The sequence below is a fragment of the Pseudomonas sp. P135 genome (genome assembly GCF_020312125.1).
GTDB lineage: Bacteria > Pseudomonadota > Gammaproteobacteria > Pseudomonadales > Pseudomonadaceae > Aquipseudomonas > Aquipseudomonas fragariae.
Genome location: NZ_JAGPYR010000005.1, coordinates 164,402 through 179,832, shown reverse-complemented (window position 1 = coordinate 179,832; position 15,431 = coordinate 164,402). Strand labels below are relative to the sequence as shown.

Genomic DNA, 15,431 nt, shown 5'->3' with positions numbered 1-15,431 from the left:
CATGAGCTGACCCAACGGGCATACGTCTACAGCAACGGCAGCCTGCCATGACTGCGTTGCCGGGATATGAATGTGGGGGTTCACGCCAGACATTGGCGCGCATTGTCGCATAGGTCGGGCGGCAGTGACATGGTGGTCGGCAGAGGATTACCGAGTTTAACGGGGCGGGGCAGGGCTGGCGCCTGTTTCAGCACCCTTCGCCGAGGGCAAGTGCGTATGCCTGAGACAAGCAGGCTGCGTTGCTGGCAGTACTCTTTGATGGCGAAATACTATTATTGAAGTGCGCAACTGACTTTGTGGCGAACTTCATCAAGGCTCAACTTGGGAATGACCTCATGCGGTACTCGCGAGCTGTCCGAGACATTGAATACCTGGAAGTCGCTCCCGACGACCTGTTTCGACATCAGCTCCAGTGAAGGAAGAATTCTGGATTCGTAATGCTGGTCCAGACCGCAGGGTGAGCAATTGTCGCTGGAGGACTCATAGAATCGGCCCACGGACTGATTCATATCGAAACCGACCAGAAAGACGTTATCGAAACCAAGGTGATAAGACAGTTGCAGCGCCAGATACATGACAGTACGTGCGTCGAAAAAACCAAGTTCCAGATTCTTGCTGAAACCGATATCCCGGCTTCTGCTACTCCATAACGAGCGTTTTCTGACCAGTGCATCTTCTCGCGAGCATAGCGCCGCCATCGTCGATAATCTCGGCGATTTCTTCAGTGCATAAGCGCGTCCGGAAGGTCTGGGGATGTCGCCGCGAAACTGATCTTCCCAGAGGCCTACGTTCTCGCTGGAGCGCATGGCAGCGGCGAACAGCTCAGGTTGCTGGTTGGGGAAATCCCTGTCGGAGCACACGTAGAACAACGGCTTTATGTTCGTGCCTGCGAACATCGAGAACGCGCCGTTCATGGTAATCATGGGGATGCGCGAGAACTCTTCGATCGGGAAATCCTTTGCTGATTTCCCGGAGCCAATCAGGAAGACCGGCCCTTTTTTAGTGCCCTTGCATTGGCTGAAATCAAGCACGCGCGTCGGTTCAGGCATGTGCTTGTCAACAGCATTGCGTACGTAGCGCGTCGAATGAATTGATTGACTAGTCATGACAACCTTGTAAGCACTCGTGGCAAATTAGTTAGGGCATTTCACGGGCAACATTATCGGCTGGTGGCTATTAATTCAATATTTATGAATCTCAAAAGAGTATCACACTGGAAACAACAGGCTACATAGCGCGGGCGCTGATTCAGGAAATGCGCTATTCACTAGATGGTTTTCGCATGCAAGGTCAGATAGGTGATATTGATTTAATATTGATTGGCCACTACTTAATGGCAGCTGGACAGGTTGCTGTTCACAGTCAAAGCTTGGCTAATTGGATGCATGACGATCAGCCATAAACAGGTATCAAGGGCGATACATGTGCGCGGGTCAAGTTGGACGAATTCATTCACAGGAGGGTTTTTCTGCAAGGCCCGGTGATCACCGGGCCTGCCATTTCTGGTGCGTGTTGACGGTTAGTCGGATTTCCTTTCCTGCTTCTTCCTCCTGAACCAGCTTCCCAGCGCGTGGAAAGGGTGAATGAACATCGCAATCGCTCCAAGCAGAAAGACGATGGAGACAAGGATCAGACCCAGGCCCTCGTGTGCAAACATAGTGATTGACTCCTGTTGTCACTTTGTCGGTCCGTTGAAGACTAGCCGCTGAAACGTTTCACCTCATGAAGAAATGTTAAGGAACTTTCCTGGAAAGGCTTCGAGACGCAACGCTGCGCCGGGCAGACCCTCGCGCGGTTTAGCGCAGACGCCCGGTTTTGCTCCGCCAAACCAGTCGGTATGAGCGTTGGCCCTGCCGGATGAGGTTTTGATGCTGCGTGCAATATTTATCTGCAACCGGGTTCGGCAGGCCTCTTTCTGCTCGTCGAAGGCCTCGCGCTGCGTAACGTTTGCACCGCCCATCACCCAAAACCCTCAAGCGCCAGGTGGCATTCCTATAAGTATCTTCAGTGCTGTCGCGGAACTAGATGAGGCGACGACGAGACTATAAGCACGCTCGCGTTCAGCAGGCGGGGCCTGTGAGCGCGCATTCTTATGATCCCGGAGGTTACTGACATGAAGTCCCTTTTTCGCCCAGCTTTGCTGCTGGCTGTCGCTTTACCCCTGTTCCTGGCTGGCTGCGGCGACAAGGAGCCCGAGCAGCGCACTGCGTTCACCCAGTTCCTGCAAACCCGAATTGTCGACAAGCCGGGCGTACATGTTCCCAAGCTGACGGATGAGGAGAAGAAGACCTTTGGTGACTACACCTCGCACTACGCGGTCATCTCCGACTTTGGTGCAGGCATGGACACAGCGGTGCAGCCGCTCGCCGGTTTGATGCAGAAAGGCTCTTTTCATTCGGTCAGCGATGTCATTCAACGCCGCGCTGACCTGGCCGCCGTGCAGACCGGCCTTGACGAAGTGGGCGAAAAGCTGACCATCGAGCAGGGCAAGGCAGACGCTGCACGCGCGAAACTCAAGCAGCCGGAAGACCTCAAGGTGGTTTATGACAAGGCCTACGACCGAACTGTCAGCGTACCCGCCAACACCTTCCGTGAAGTGCTGCCGCAGATAAAGGGCACCTTTTCCAGTGGTCTGAAGGTTGCCGATTATGTGGACGCGCACAAATCGCAGATCGATATCTCGGGTTCGACGATCACCGTCAAGGATCCTGTGGTCCAGACCGAGCTCAACAAACTGCTGCAAGAGCTGAACGAGCAGGGCAAGAACGCTCAACAAGCCCAGTCCAAGCTGCAATCGCTGATGACCGGCCGCTGATATCGAGCTGCTGCGCCTGAAGTAACGGCCCGGCCCTGATGCCGGGCCGGTCCTTTTGTCAGGTATGATTCGGCCATCTGTCTGCCGGATGCCGGGAATCAACCGCCTGATGACTAACCCCTCTTCAATGACCATTACCCAGCGTGAGGCTTGCTCTGCGGATGCGTTGTGCCTTGCGGCGCTCGGTATGCAGGTTTTTCTCGATACCTACGCAACGCAGGGCATTCGACAGTCCATCGCCCGAGAGGCGCTGGAGGCGTTTTCGCCTGCGATCTTTGCGCAACTGCTTGTCGAGCCGACAACCTTCATCGTGGTGGCGGAGTCGCAAGGGCATTTGATCGGCTTTGCCCAGGTCGCGTTGCGCACCGATCACGCAATGCTCGGTGTATCGACCGCTGCCGAGTTGCAGCGCCTCTATGTGCAGGAGCGCTTCACAGGGCGTGGAGCGGGGCGGCTGCTACTTGAAGCCGCCGAGCGGCGTGCAGCAATCCGTGGTGCCTCGCTGTTATGGGCGACGGTCTGGGTTGGCAATCCGCGCGCGCTGGCGTTTTACCCTCGTCAAGGCTATGAATGGAAAGGTACGCCGCACTATGTGTTTCAGGGCGAGACACATGAGAATCAACTGTTTGCCAAACCGCTGATGACTACTGACTGACACGACGTTGCTGTGCAACAAGGACGCTGAATGCTGCGCATACTGGGCAAGACCTCCTCGATCAACGTACGAAAAGTGCTCTGGACGTGCGAGGAGCTGAAGATACCCTTCACTCAGGAAGACTGGGGGTCAGGCTTCAAACCTGCCAACACCGATGAGTTTCTCGCGCTCAACCCGAATGCCATGGTGCCGGTTATCGTTGATGATGACTTCGTGCTTTGGGAGTCCAACAGCATCATTCGCTATCTGGCCAACCGTTATGCTGGCGGTCATGTTTATCCACTGGATCCACGTGCCAGGGCGCAGACCGATCAGTGGATCGACTGGCAAGGCTCGGAGCTGAACAGATCATGGAGTTATGCCTTCATGTCACTGGTGCGACGCTCGACCGAGCACCAGGACCCTGTCGCCATGGCCGCGTCCTGTGCCCAGTGGGCCAGGCATATGCAGATACTCGACAGGCAGCTGGAAAAGACCGGCGCCTATGTCTGTGGCGAGCGTTTTACCCTGGCTGACATCCCCATCGGTCTTTCAGTCAATCGCTGGTTCGAGACGCCTCTCGAGCATCCCGACCTGCCCGCCGTCAATGCGTATTACGAACGCCTGAGCCATCGTTCCGGCTACCTTCTGTACGGGCGCAACGGAACTCCGTGACGGTTCGTCGGGCTCGCGTTTATCCTTGGGCACCATTGTGAGCCTTGTTGCCTGTTAAGGAGTCGTCGAAGTGACCACCATCAAAATTACCGCGGGCGGATATGAGTTTCTGGCCGAAACCCATCCGGATGCGCCGCAAACGGTGGAAGCGTTTCTCAAGCTGCTGCCTTATCGGCAGAAATTCATCCATGTGCGCTGGAGCGGCGAGGGCTGCTGGGTGCCGCTGGATGATTATCAGCTGAAGCTGGATGACACATTGATCGGTTTCGAGAACGCAACCAGCCATCCTTCGGTAGGCGACATTCTTTTCTATCCGGGCGGTTACAGCGAAACCGAGATTATCCTTGCCTACGGCTCGTGCTGTTTCGCCAGCAAGATGGGGCAGTTGGCGGGCAACCATTTTCTGACTATTACCCAAGGCAAGGATAACTTGCGCAAACTGGGTGTGAAGACACTGTGGGAAGGCGCTCAGGATGTGGTTTTCGAACTGGCTTGAGTCGGCCGCCATTGGGCGATAGGCATTTGCCAGTATTTGTTGGAACTGCTGATCTTCGCCAGGGGTCTAGTCCACGATGCTTCCAGCTCCCGGAAGCCGACCTGGAGACATGACCGTGAATATTTTCGAAGCCCTGCGCGAAAGCCATGACCGTCAACGCAGCTACGCTGATGCCCTGATCAAGACCAGTGGCGACAGTGCCGAGCGCGAGAAGGCCTACAAACAGCTCAAGGAAGAGCTGCAGGCCCACGAAACGGCCGAAGAACGGTTTTTCTATATCCCTCTGATGGCCCACGACAATGGCGTGGACCTGAGCCGTCACGCCATTTCCGAGCATCACGAGATGGACGAGATGATGGAAGAGCTCGATGAAACCGAGATGTCCAGTCCAGCCTGGCTGGCCACTGCGAAAAAGCTGTCGGAAAAAGTGCATCACCACCTCAAGGAAGAAGAACAGAAGTTTTTCCAGATGGCGGGCAAATTGCTCGACGAAAAGCAGAAACAGAGCTTGGCCGGCGAATACGTGAAGGAATACGAGGAGCAATTGGCTGAAGGTTGATAGCGCGGTGCAGTGCTAGAATCGGCTTTTTATCAGCGAAGGCATGACATGAAGTTTCTGTTTCTGACGAGCGTGACGGTGATTGCCGCAACCGTATTGACCGGGTGTGCAGCGCCTTCCAGCTCCGCACGTGCCGCAGGACCCTACAAGGTCCTGTCGAGCGCCAAGCAGGATGCTGCCGTTGCCCAGTGCATTCAGGTGACCTGGCAGAACGAAGCCATGTTCGGCACGTCTTCTGACGTGTTCCTGCATGACCTGTCCGGCGGCGGTTTCACCGTGTTTACCACCGAGTCGACCTACTTTGCTGACGTGCGTGGCAAGGGCCCGACCACTGCCGTCGAGTTCTATGCCCCGCAAGGCGATGCCCAGGCCGCGTTGCGCTCTGCGGCCATTGCTACCTGTCTTTAAGCCTTTTCCCCACTCGACACCTCTCGTTCCCACGCTCCAGCGCGGGAACGCCGTTCTGGCCGCTCTTTGTGCCCGTGCCCGTGCCCGTGTTTAGGGCTTATTTGCGTTGATACTCCACGCCCGATAACAGCGCATGCGCACAAGAGTGGGGCCTTACCACTCAAATGTGACAATCGGTAGCGTTACCTGCGGGCTTCGTCCCCGCTTTCCCGACTCAATCCCAAATTCCAGTCTGTTGATTTGTTTCGACTTTTTCATGGGGTGTTTTCCGCGCGTCCTCTATGGCACACTTTCTGCTGTCTATTCCGTTGTTACATACCTATATCCGCTATAGCGGAATAACGAATACTTCGGCGGAGTTTAAGTCATGCATCGCGGACCTTCCTTTGTGAAAGCTTGTGCTTTTGTTCTTTCAGCCTCATTCATGGCCAATACGGTGCAGGCAGCCGAAGGCAGCAAGCTCGATGCAGTATTGAAACGTGGCAATCTGGTGGTAGGGACGGGTAGCACCAATGCGCCTTGGCACTTCCAGGGCGCGGACGGCAAGTTGCAGGGCTTCGATATCGACATTGGCAGAATCATCGCCAAGGGCCTGTTCAATGACCCGGGCAAGGTGGAATTTGTCGTGCAGTCCTCGGATGCACGTATCCCCAACCTGCTGACCGACAAGGTCGACATCAGCTGCCAGTTCATCACCGTTACCGCCAGTCGCGCACAGCAGGTGGCATTCACCCTGCCGTACTACCGCGAGGGTGTGGCCCTGCTGTTGCCTGCCAATAGCAAGTACAAGGAAATCGATGACCTGAAGGCGGCAGGTGACGATGTGACTGTTGCTGTACTGCAGAACGTGTACGCCGAAGAGCTGGTGCATCAGGCGCTGCCCAAGGCCAAGGTCGATCAGTACGACAGCGTCGACCTGATGTACCAGGCGATCAACTCCGGACGTGCCGATACAGCGGCCACCGATCAGTCTTCAGTCAAGTACCTGATGGTGCAGAACCCTGGCCGCTACCGTTCGCCTGCCTTTGCCTGGAGCCCGCAAACCTATGCCTGCGCGGTCAAGCGTGGCGACCAGGACTGGCTGAACTTCGTCAACACCGCGTTGCATGAAGCCATGACCGGTGTCGAGTTCCCGGCTTACGCGGCGTCTTTCAAGCAATGGTTCGGTGTCGATCTGCCGGTGCCTGCAATCGGTTTTCCGATGGAATACAAATAAGTCCACTCTGACCTTCAGCGGCAGGGCGGGCCCTCGGGCTTTCCCTGCCAGGTACGGGCAAGCATGAATTACCAATTGAATTTTGATGCCGTGTGGCGCGACTTCCCCAGTCTTCTGGCGGGGTTGGGCCTTGGTCTGGAACTGGCCCTGATCTCGATCGCGATTGGCTGTGTGATCGGGCTGGCGAATGCATTTGCGCTGCTGTCACGCTACAAGGCGTTGCGTATTGTTGCGTCGATCTACGTCACGGTAGTTCGCAATACGCCGATTCTGGTGTTGATCCTGCTGATCTACTTCGCGTTGCCCGGGCTGGGCATTCGACTGGACAAGCTGGCGTCATTCATCGTCACCTTGTCGCTGTACGCCGGTGCCTATCTGACCGAAGTGTTCCGTGCCGGGCTGCTGAGCATCCACAAGGGGCAGCGCGAAGCGGGGCTGGCGATCGGTCTGGGCGAATGGCAGGTGCGGGCCTACATCATCGTGCCGGTGATGTTGCGCAATGTATTGCCGGCACTCTCCAACAACTTCATTTCGCTGTTCAAGGACACCTCTCTTGCGGCCGCCATTGCCGTACCGGAGCTGACCTATTACGCGCGCAAGATCAACGTCGAAAGCTACCGGGTGATCGAAACCTGGCTGGTGACCACAGCACTCTATGTGGTGGCCTGCTACGTGATCGCTCTGCTTCTGCGCACCCTCGAACAACGTTTGGCGATTCGCCGCTAGGAGGCTGTCATGTATCAACCCCCTGGCTGGTTGCAGGAATTGTGGAATGCGCGGGAAGTGCTCTGGTCCGGCTTTATGACCAGTATCCAGTGCTCGGCGCTGGCGATTGCCGCAGGTACGCTGATCGGCATGCTGGCCGGTCTGGTGCTGACTTACGGCGGTTTTTTCGCCCGCTTGCCGATTCGGCTCTATGTGGATCTGATTCGCGGTACCCCGGTGTTCGTGCTGGTGCTGGCGGTGTTTTACATGGTGCCGGCGCTGGGTTGGCAGATCAGCGCGTTTCAGGCCGGCGCAATAGGCCTGACGCTGTTCTGCGGCTCTCACGTTTCAGAAATCGTGCGCGGCGCCCTGCAGGCCATTCCCCGTGGCCAACTGGAAGCCGGCAAGGCCATCGGACTGCGCTTTGGTCAGTCGCTGCGCTACGTGTTGCTGCCTCAGGCCATGCGTCAGATCCTGCCGACCTGGGTCAACTCCTCGACCGAGATCGTCAAGGCGTCAACGCTGCTTTCGGTGATCGGTGTGGCTGAACTGCTGCTCAGCACCCAACAGGTGATCGCGCGCACGTTCATGACCCTGGAGTTCTACCTGTTTGCAGGTTTCCTGTTCTTTCTCATCAACTACGCCATCGAACTTCTTGGGCGGCAAATCGAAAAGCGGGTGGCATTGCCATGACACAGACTCATAACCCTGGCCCGGCGCTGCTCAGCATCGAGGGCCTGCATAAATCCTACGGCGCAGTGGAAGTGCTCAAGGGCGTCGATCTGCGCATGCAGAAAGGCAATGTCGTGACCTTGATCGGTTCCAGCGGCTCGGGCAAGACCACCTTGCTGCGCTGCGTCAACCTGCTGGAAGAGTTTCAGGGCGGGCATATCCGCCTTGAGGGGCAGGACATCGGCTACAGCAATGTAGACGGCAAGCGCACCCGCCATCCGGAGCGTCTGATCGCGCAACACCGGGCAATGACCGGCATGGCCTTCCAGCAATTCAACCTGTTTCCGCACCTCAGTGCCTTGCAGAACGTCACCCTGGGCTTGCTCAAGGTCAAGAAGATGCCCAAGGATCAGGCCGTTGCGCTGGCCGAAAAGTGGCTGGACCGGGTCGGCCTGCTGGAGCGGCGTAATCATTTCCCCGGTCAGTTGTCCGGTGGCCAGCAGCAGCGTGTGGCGATCGCCCGCGCCATTGCCATGAACCCCAGCCTGATGCTGTTTGACGAAGTCACTTCGGCACTCGATCCGGAACTGGTGGGCGAAGTGCTGAGCGTCATCAAGGACCTGGCCGAGGAGGGTATGACCATGCTGCTGGTGACGCACGAAATGCGTTTCGCCTACGAAGTGTCGGACCAGATCGTGTTCATGAATCAGGGCCGTATCGAAGAGCAGGGGCCACCCAAGGTTTTGTTCGAGCAGCCGAAGTCGGCGCGCTTGAGCGAGTTTCTCAAGAACATCCGTTTTTAAACGTTCACCACGTCCAATGCTTCAAGACAAGGAAAAACTCATGACTATTACCCGTTATGGCGCAGGCAGTACAGCAGGGGGCGGCCAGCCACGCCCATTCGCCCGCGCAGTCGAGGCTGACGGCTGGCTGCACGTTTCCGGCCAGGTGCCTGCGCAGGATGGCGAGATTATCGTCGGCGGCATCGTCGAGCAGACGCACCAGACCATGCGCAACCTGATCGCAATTCTTGAGGAAGCCGGTTATGCGCTCAAGGATGTGATCCGGGTCGGCGTGTGGCTGGAAGACCCGCGGGACTTCTGGAGTTTCAACAAGGTGTTCGGTGAGTACTTCACCCCGGAGCATGCACCGGCACGCGCTTGCGTTCAGGCGAGCATGATGGTCGACTGCAAGGTCGAAATCGACTGTATCGCTTACAAGCGCAAGTAGCAGACGTGCAGCTACACGTTGCAAGCCGCAAGCCCGATCACCTGAGGCTTTTGGCTTGCCGCTTTCCCAAGGAATGAACTCATGACCGAAGACACTATCAAGCGCCGGGCACGTGGACTGGACCGGGCGTTCGATATCCTGGATTTTCTCAAGGAAAAGGCCAGGCCCATGCGCCCCAATGAGATTGCCAGCGGCATCGGCAGCCCCAAATCGACGGTTTACGAGCTGGTGGCCTCGCTGCTGGAACGGCGCATTCTGGAGACAGTGGGCAAGGACGGGCATGTCTATCTTGGCCGTCAGTTGTATTTCCTGGGGCAGGCACACTTGCGGCACTTCGATTTCACTCGCGAGGCCGAAGCCTGCCTGTGCGAGATCGTCAGCCAGACGCGGGAAACTGCGCAGATGTGCCTGCTCAATGGTCGCAAATACACCGTGGCACTGATGAAGGAGGGCGAGCGTCATTTCAGGATTTCTTCGGACATCGGCGAAAACGCGCCCATCCCATGGACGGCGTCCGGGCGTCTGTTGCTCAGCCACCTGAGCGATCAGCAGATCATCGACCTGATCGACCCCGACGATTTCATTCTGCCGGGTGGCGAACGTCTGCCGCTGGAGACCTTTCTTCGGGAAATCCGCAAGGCCGGCGAGGAGGGCTTCTTTTCCTTCAACAGCGTGGCTGACACTTTCACCCACTGCTTCGCCGCCCCCGTGAACAACGAACACGGTCAGTGCATCGCCACACTGTGCATCGTCGCGCCGCGTGCCGACGCCAAGACCCACTACGACGACTATCGGCGGGTGCTGATCGACAGCGCCAATGGCCTGGCTCGCCGTATCAACGAATAACCGCAGGAGATTACCGATGAGCACCGCCGCAATGGACAAGGGTACTGCGCAGCCGGGTGACAGCCTGGTCAGTGATGTCAGCCTGCCTGCACTGGTAATTCATAATCAGGCGCTGCAACACAATATTCGCTGGATGCAGCAGTTTGTCAGCGACAGCGGTGCAGAGCTGGCACCGCACGGCAAGACCAGCATGGTGCCCGCGCTGTTTCGCCGGCAACTGGACGCGGGCGCATGGGGCATGACCCTCGCCACCGCAGTCCAGACGCAGGCCGCTTACGCGCATGGCGTGCGCCGGGTGCTGATGGCCAACCAACTGGTCGGTGCGCCGAACATGGCGATCGTCGCCGACATGCTGGCTGATCCGATGTTCGAGTTTCACTGTATGGTCGACCATCCGGACAATGTCGCCGCGCTGGGCGAGTTTTTCGCTGCGCGTGGCCTGCGTTTGAACGTGATGATCGAATACGGCGTACCCGGCGGGCGCTGCGGCTGCCGTAGCGAAGAACAGGTGCTGGCGCTGGTCGACGCTGTTCTGGCTCAACCGGCGCTGGCATTGACCGGCATTGAAGGGTACGAGGGCGTCATCCACGGCGACCACGCTATCGAAGGCATCAAGGCCTTTGCCGCGTCACTGGTGCGTCTGGCTGTCGACCTGCAGGACAAGGGCGCCTTCGCACTGGATCGCCCGATCGTCACGGCGTCCGGCTCGGCCTGGTATGACCTGATCGCCGAGGCATTTGACGCTCAGGCGGTTCGCGAGCGCTTCCTCAGCGTGCTGCGGCCGGGCAGCTATGTGGTGCATGACCACGGCATCTACAAGGACGCGCAGTGCTGCGTGCTGGATCGGCGTGCCGAATTGAGCGAAGCGTTGCTGCCTGCCCTGGAAGTCTGGGCGCATGTGCAATCCATGCCGGAACCGGGCTTTGCAGTGATTGCCATGGGCAAGCGCGATGTGGCCTACGACGCCGGGTTGCCCAATCCGCTGCTGCGTTACAAGCCAGGCGTGCAATCGACTGCCGGTGACGATGTCAGCGCCTGCAAGGTGACGGCTGTCATGGACCAGCATGCATTCATGAGCGTTGCACCCGGATGCGAGTTGAAGGTCGGCGATATCATTTCCTTCGGCACCTCGCACCCGTGTCTGACGTTCGACAAGTGGCGTTCAGGTTGCCTGGTGGATAATGACCTGCGGGTAATCGAGCCTTTCAGTACATATTTCTAGTCAAAATATTTGCAGGAGTATCGTCACATGAGCCTTCCCCGGGTCGCCCTTATCGGCGAATGCATGATCGAACTGCAACAGCATGCTGATGGCAGCCTGCGCCAGAGCTTCGGCGGCGACACGCTCAATACCGCGGTATACCTTTCCCGATTGCTGGGTGAGCGGGCCAAGGTCGACTACGTCACGGCGCTGGGCGACGACAGCTTCAGCGATGCGATGTGCCGGATCTGGGCGGACGAGGGCATCGGTCTGGGCAAGGTGCAGCGCCTGCCTGGACGCTTGCCGGGGCTCTACTGCATCCAGACCGACGCCAATGGTGAGCGGCGTTTCCTCTACTGGCGCAACGAAGCTGCCGTGCGCGACTGCTTCATGACCCCGGCGGCCGAGCCGATCCTGGCAGCGCTGGCCAGCTACGACGTGCTGTATTTCAGCGGCATTACCCTGGCAGTGCTTGGCGAGCAGGGGCGTGCCAAACTGCTGGAGGCATTGGCGCGCGCGCGTCAGCGCGGTGTCAGGGTCGCCTTCGACAACAACTATCGTCCGCGGCTGTGGGCCAGTGTCGAGCAGGCCCGCGAAGCCTACCGTGCGTGCCTGCAGCATGTGGATCTGGCCTTGCTGACCGAAGACGACGAGCAGGCGCTGTATGGCTATGCCGACAGCGAACAGCTGCTGGCCGCCTATCGCGGGCGCGGCATCGGTGAAATCGTCGTCAAGCGTGGCGCCCAGAGTTGCCTCGTCGAAGCCGGCGGCGAACGTTTCGACATCGCAGCGCAGAAGGTCGAGCGTGTGGTCGATACCACGGCTGCGGGAGACTCGTTCAGTGCCGGCTATCTCGCGGCCCGGCTCACGGGTGAACGCCCGCTGCAGGCGGCGGAAGCAGGGCATCGCCTGGCCAGTATCGTGATCCAGCACCCGGGCGCGCTGGTGCCCAAGTCGGTCATGCCAGTCTGATAGCACTTGCCACGGAACATGCAGTTGATCGGCTAACACACTGACAGACAAGCATATCGCTGGAACCCGCGCGAAAATCCGGCCACCATAGGCGACCTTTTCGCCTGCGAGCCCACCACCGGAGTCTGCGTGCCTGACGACCTGCCTTCTGCGCTTCCTCATGACCTGGATGTCGACCTTGTACCGCCCCGGCAATTGCCGTTTTTCCGACGCCTGTTGGCGCGGCTGATGGGGCGCGGCCTTACCGGGCTGCGCTCGCAGCACGCGCCCTCATGGTCGCAGGGGCATGCCGACGGTTATCTGAACGGCCACATCGAAGGCGTGCGTGAAGGCTATGAAGAGGGTTATCTGGATGGCCAGGAGTCGGGCCGTCAGGTGCTGGTCATCAGCGATACCCGGCCAGCCCGGCATCGTGGCCCCAAGGTCGACGATCATCTGTTCGATGACTGGCGACTGGCGCTCACACCTGAACTGAAAAAGCGCATCAAGGCCGATGTCGCCGAAAAACTCCCCGCACATGCCCAGCCCAGCGCGGCGCAGTGGAAGATGATTTTCAGCGATACGCCGTCTACCTACGTGATTGCCGGGGCCGGCGCAGGCAAATCCACGTCGCTGGTCCTGCGGATTCTGTTGCTGCATCACTACCTGGGCTTCGAACTGAACGCCATGACGGTGGTGACCTTCACCCGTGAGTCGCGCAAGGACTTCATCAGCAAACTGATCGATGTCATGGCCCTGTGGGGGCATGCGCTGGAGCAAAAGCAGGCGCGCGAGGTGGTACGTACCTTCCATTCGCGCATTCTGCCGCTGGTGCGCAGCCTGCCGGGGTTTGAGCAGCTGCGCGCGTTCGAGAACCTGAGCAGTCAGTCTTCCGGCCTGGAAGAGGCGGACAGCAACCCCTTCGACTTGCGGATCAACGATGCGCAGCGCCAGCAACTCAATCTCTGCTACCGCGATCTGTACGCCGGCAACGAGCGTTTTCGCGAAGTCATGGCGCCGCTGTATCGCCATGCCCTGCAGCTCAAGGAACTGGACCGCGATCACCCTGATGTGCAGAAACGGGTCGCCGTGACCGAGCTGTCCTCGAAACGCGATGAGGAATGGTGCGACACCGTTGAAGATCTATGGATTCGCGCGGGAGCCTGGCCTATAAAAGGCATTGAGACCATGCGCCAAGCTGTTGAAATAAATGGTTTTCCGTTTTCTTTTCACGGCTATATCGCCGAGCTGGATGCCTGGGTCGTGCTGGGTCTGGACGCCAGTGAGGACCAGCAACTCAAGCGGCCGGGCGCCAAGCTGCCGGTGTGGGCAGAGGGCGTGATAAAGCGCACGCTGTTTCAAGCTTTCTGCAGTAAGCCATTGATATGGTTGGATAACTACCAGTCGGCCAATGAGGTTTTGCAATCGCTGGCAGGGGAAGCCGCCGCGGGGCCTGGATTCGATTACCGGGTCAAGGGCGAACTCGGTGCGGCACCCTTGCTGGACTGCTTCGTCACGGCCGCCAGCTTCATCGAGAACCTGGGGCTGGATGTGCCGAGCGCCGTGTCCGAGATGAGTTTTGCCAGCGATGACCCGGACCGCTTCTTCTTCGAAGCACTCAGCCTGTTCTGGAAAGCCTTTGAAACGCACCTTCTGGCTCAATCGCCGCCGATCATGACCTACAACCGCATGTTTGCCTTGTTCGGCGAGACCTCACCCGAGAACCTCAAGCACGTCAGTGACCCGATGCTCAGACCCTTGGCGCATTTGATGATCGACGAGTTCCAGGACGTCTCGCCGCAGATCGTGTCATGGTTACGCGCCAGCCTGCGCGAAATCAGGCGCCGTGGTCCGGCGTTGCACACGGGGCGCATCGCTCAGCATTCATCGCTGCTGTGTGTCGGTGACGATTGGCAATCGATCTACGGCTGGCGCGGCAGCTCGCCGAAGTACTTCATGGAGTTCGCAAAGGAGTTTTCCTCCCCGGCGACCACCAGGGTCATGCTCAGTGACAACTTCCGCAGTCATCAGCACATCATCGACGCCGCCGAGCACATCGTCCGTGCGGCCCCGGCCATCCCGGGCAAGAAGGCCCGCGCCAGTGGCCTGCTTCAGGAACTGCTGCCGGTCAAGGTACTGGATCGCGATGAGGACGAGCTTGCCGAGCGGGTCGCCGAGCATTATCACGATGGCGACTCGATCCTGCTGCTGTACCGCAAGGGCAGCGAGAAGGCGCGCTTCTCGGCGCGCCTGCAGGCATTGATCGACGCCGATTCGGCAAATGGCGCGCAGAACCGTCGCATCAGAACGCTGACCTACCACAGCTCCAAGGGCTTGCAGGCGGATGCCGTATTTTTGCTGGGCGATTGTCAGCATCTGACCGTCTCGCCCTACAAGAATCAGGTTTACCGCTTGGCAGGGCTGGGTGATACGAATGATCTTCAGCCATTCGATACGGCACAGAAGGATGAAGTCTTGCGTCTGGCCTATGTCGCCATTACTCGTTCGGCGCGGCACTGTTATTGGTATATCGATGAAAGCGCCACTTCAGGAGACGCTGTTCAGATGCCCAAAGCGTCAGACAGGATTGCCCGCGACAAGCCTTTCTTCGAAGACCTGCGTAACAGGGTTCGTGCCGGCTGAGGCATTCATGTCAGATAAAACCGGCGATCTGTCGTTGCGCATGAGTGCCGAATAATTCCAGCTCATCCTCGATGGCTTCGATGATGCGCTCCACGTCTGCGGCATTCATCACGGTAGAACAGGGCAGGCCGGCAATGGCGACCACGGTTTCACCGCTGGCACGGTCGAAAAGTCGCGCAATCATGCTCCCTGGCGCATCCATCGAGGCTTCGAAACCCACGGGATGGAAGTGCCAGCGCATCAATTGGCATGCATTGGGGAATGTGACTTTAGTCATGACGAGGGCCCACCTGAATCAATCGAGCACTTCCTTTGCTCCAATGGGTAGGCAGACAGCCAGAATGCGTCCGGTAAAGCGATGATGACGAGACGATGATCAG

Annotated in this window: 18 protein-coding genes; 15 read left to right on the top strand and 3 right to left on the bottom strand. The window is 58.4% G+C overall.

The window, feature by feature from the left end:
- Nucleotides 1-272: 272 nt before the first annotated feature.
- The gene (locus KBY08_RS09685) at nucleotides 273-1,106 is read right to left on the bottom strand and encodes an LPS biosynthesis protein (RefSeq protein WP_024638775.1); all 834 of its coding nucleotides are present in this window, start codon (nucleotides 1,104-1,106) and stop codon (nucleotides 273-275) included.
- A 614-nt stretch (nucleotides 1,107-1,720) separates the two neighbouring features.
- Nucleotides 1,721-1,960, bottom strand: a complete 240-nt coding sequence (locus KBY08_RS09680; protein WP_024659650.1) for a hypothetical protein — start codon at nucleotides 1,958-1,960, stop codon at nucleotides 1,721-1,723.
- Nucleotides 1,961-2,113: 153 nt separating this feature from the next.
- On the opposite strand from KBY08_RS09680, the gene KBY08_RS09675 reads away from it, so the two are divergent.
- From KBY08_RS09675 to KBY08_RS09605, 15 genes are all read left to right on the top strand, one after another.
- Nucleotides 2,114-2,815: a DUF3053 domain-containing protein gene (locus tag KBY08_RS09675; RefSeq protein WP_003402740.1), complete on the top strand. Its 702-nt coding sequence runs from the start codon at nucleotides 2,114-2,116 to the stop codon at nucleotides 2,813-2,815.
- Nucleotides 2,816-2,924: 109 nt separating this feature from the next.
- On the top strand, nucleotides 2,925-3,470 hold the full coding sequence (locus KBY08_RS09670) for a GNAT family N-acetyltransferase (protein WP_024659649.1): 546 nt from the start codon (nucleotides 2,925-2,927) through the stop codon (nucleotides 3,468-3,470).
- A gap of 30 nt (nucleotides 3,471-3,500) precedes the next feature.
- On the top strand, nucleotides 3,501-4,124 hold the full coding sequence (locus tag KBY08_RS09665; protein WP_024640961.1) for a glutathione S-transferase family protein: 624 nt from the start codon (nucleotides 3,501-3,503) through the stop codon (nucleotides 4,122-4,124).
- A 70-nt stretch (nucleotides 4,125-4,194) separates the two neighbouring features.
- Complete coding sequence (locus KBY08_RS09660; protein WP_024640962.1) at nucleotides 4,195-4,620, top strand: DUF3830 family protein; 426 nt, start codon at nucleotides 4,195-4,197, stop codon at nucleotides 4,618-4,620.
- Between the two features lie 115 nt (nucleotides 4,621-4,735).
- Complete coding sequence (locus KBY08_RS09655; RefSeq protein WP_024640963.1) at nucleotides 4,736-5,179, top strand: hemerythrin domain-containing protein; 444 nt, start codon at nucleotides 4,736-4,738, stop codon at nucleotides 5,177-5,179.
- A 48-nt stretch (nucleotides 5,180-5,227) separates the two neighbouring features.
- The gene (locus KBY08_RS09650) at nucleotides 5,228-5,587 is read left to right on the top strand and encodes a hypothetical protein (protein WP_024659648.1); all 360 of its coding nucleotides are present in this window, start codon (nucleotides 5,228-5,230) and stop codon (nucleotides 5,585-5,587) included.
- Between the two features lie 367 nt (nucleotides 5,588-5,954).
- Nucleotides 5,955-6,803, top strand: a complete 849-nt coding sequence (locus KBY08_RS09645; RefSeq protein ID WP_024640965.1) for a transporter substrate-binding domain-containing protein — start codon at nucleotides 5,955-5,957, stop codon at nucleotides 6,801-6,803.
- Nucleotides 6,804-6,866: 63 nt separating this feature from the next.
- A complete protein-coding gene (locus KBY08_RS09640; protein WP_003345502.1) occupies nucleotides 6,867-7,529 on the top strand; it encodes an amino acid ABC transporter permease in 663 nt (220 codons plus the stop codon).
- Nucleotides 7,530-7,538: 9 nt separating this feature from the next.
- Nucleotides 7,539-8,201: an amino acid ABC transporter permease gene (locus tag KBY08_RS09635; protein WP_024640966.1), complete on the top strand. Its 663-nt coding sequence runs from the start codon at nucleotides 7,539-7,541 to the stop codon at nucleotides 8,199-8,201.
- Nucleotides 8,198-8,983, top strand: a complete 786-nt coding sequence (locus KBY08_RS09630; RefSeq protein WP_011267730.1) for an amino acid ABC transporter ATP-binding protein — start codon at nucleotides 8,198-8,200, stop codon at nucleotides 8,981-8,983. The genes KBY08_RS09635 and KBY08_RS09630 overlap by 4 nt, the downstream gene beginning before the upstream one ends.
- Before the next feature lie 40 nt (nucleotides 8,984-9,023).
- Nucleotides 9,024-9,410 carry a RidA family protein gene (locus KBY08_RS09625; RefSeq protein WP_003317642.1) on the top strand — a complete coding sequence of 129 codons (387 nt, stop codon included), beginning with the start codon at nucleotides 9,024-9,026 and terminating at the stop codon, nucleotides 9,408-9,410.
- Between the two features lie 81 nt (nucleotides 9,411-9,491).
- A complete protein-coding gene (locus KBY08_RS09620; protein WP_003317643.1) occupies nucleotides 9,492-10,256 on the top strand; it encodes an IclR family transcriptional regulator in 765 nt (254 codons plus the stop codon).
- 16 nt (nucleotides 10,257-10,272) lie between these two features.
- Nucleotides 10,273-11,478 (top strand): amino acid deaminase, encoded by a 1,206-nt coding sequence (locus KBY08_RS09615; RefSeq protein WP_054092609.1) that lies wholly within the window; start codon nucleotides 10,273-10,275, stop codon nucleotides 11,476-11,478.
- A gap of 27 nt (nucleotides 11,479-11,505) precedes the next feature.
- Entirely contained in the window at nucleotides 11,506-12,429 is a 924-nt protein-coding gene (locus KBY08_RS09610) for a sugar kinase (RefSeq protein ID WP_024641603.1), read from the top strand.
- Nucleotides 12,430-12,558: 129 nt separating this feature from the next.
- Nucleotides 12,559-15,051, top strand: coding sequence for a UvrD-helicase domain-containing protein (locus KBY08_RS09605; protein ID WP_024641604.1), 2,493 nt, complete (start codon nucleotides 12,559-12,561; stop codon nucleotides 15,049-15,051).
- Between the two features lie 10 nt (nucleotides 15,052-15,061).
- Here the strand turns inward: KBY08_RS09605 and KBY08_RS09600 are convergent, their stop codons facing one another.
- Nucleotides 15,062-15,328 (bottom strand): DUF1652 domain-containing protein, encoded by a 267-nt coding sequence (locus tag KBY08_RS09600; RefSeq protein ID WP_024641605.1) that lies wholly within the window; start codon nucleotides 15,326-15,328, stop codon nucleotides 15,062-15,064.
- Between the last annotated feature and the right edge of the window lie 103 nt (nucleotides 15,329-15,431).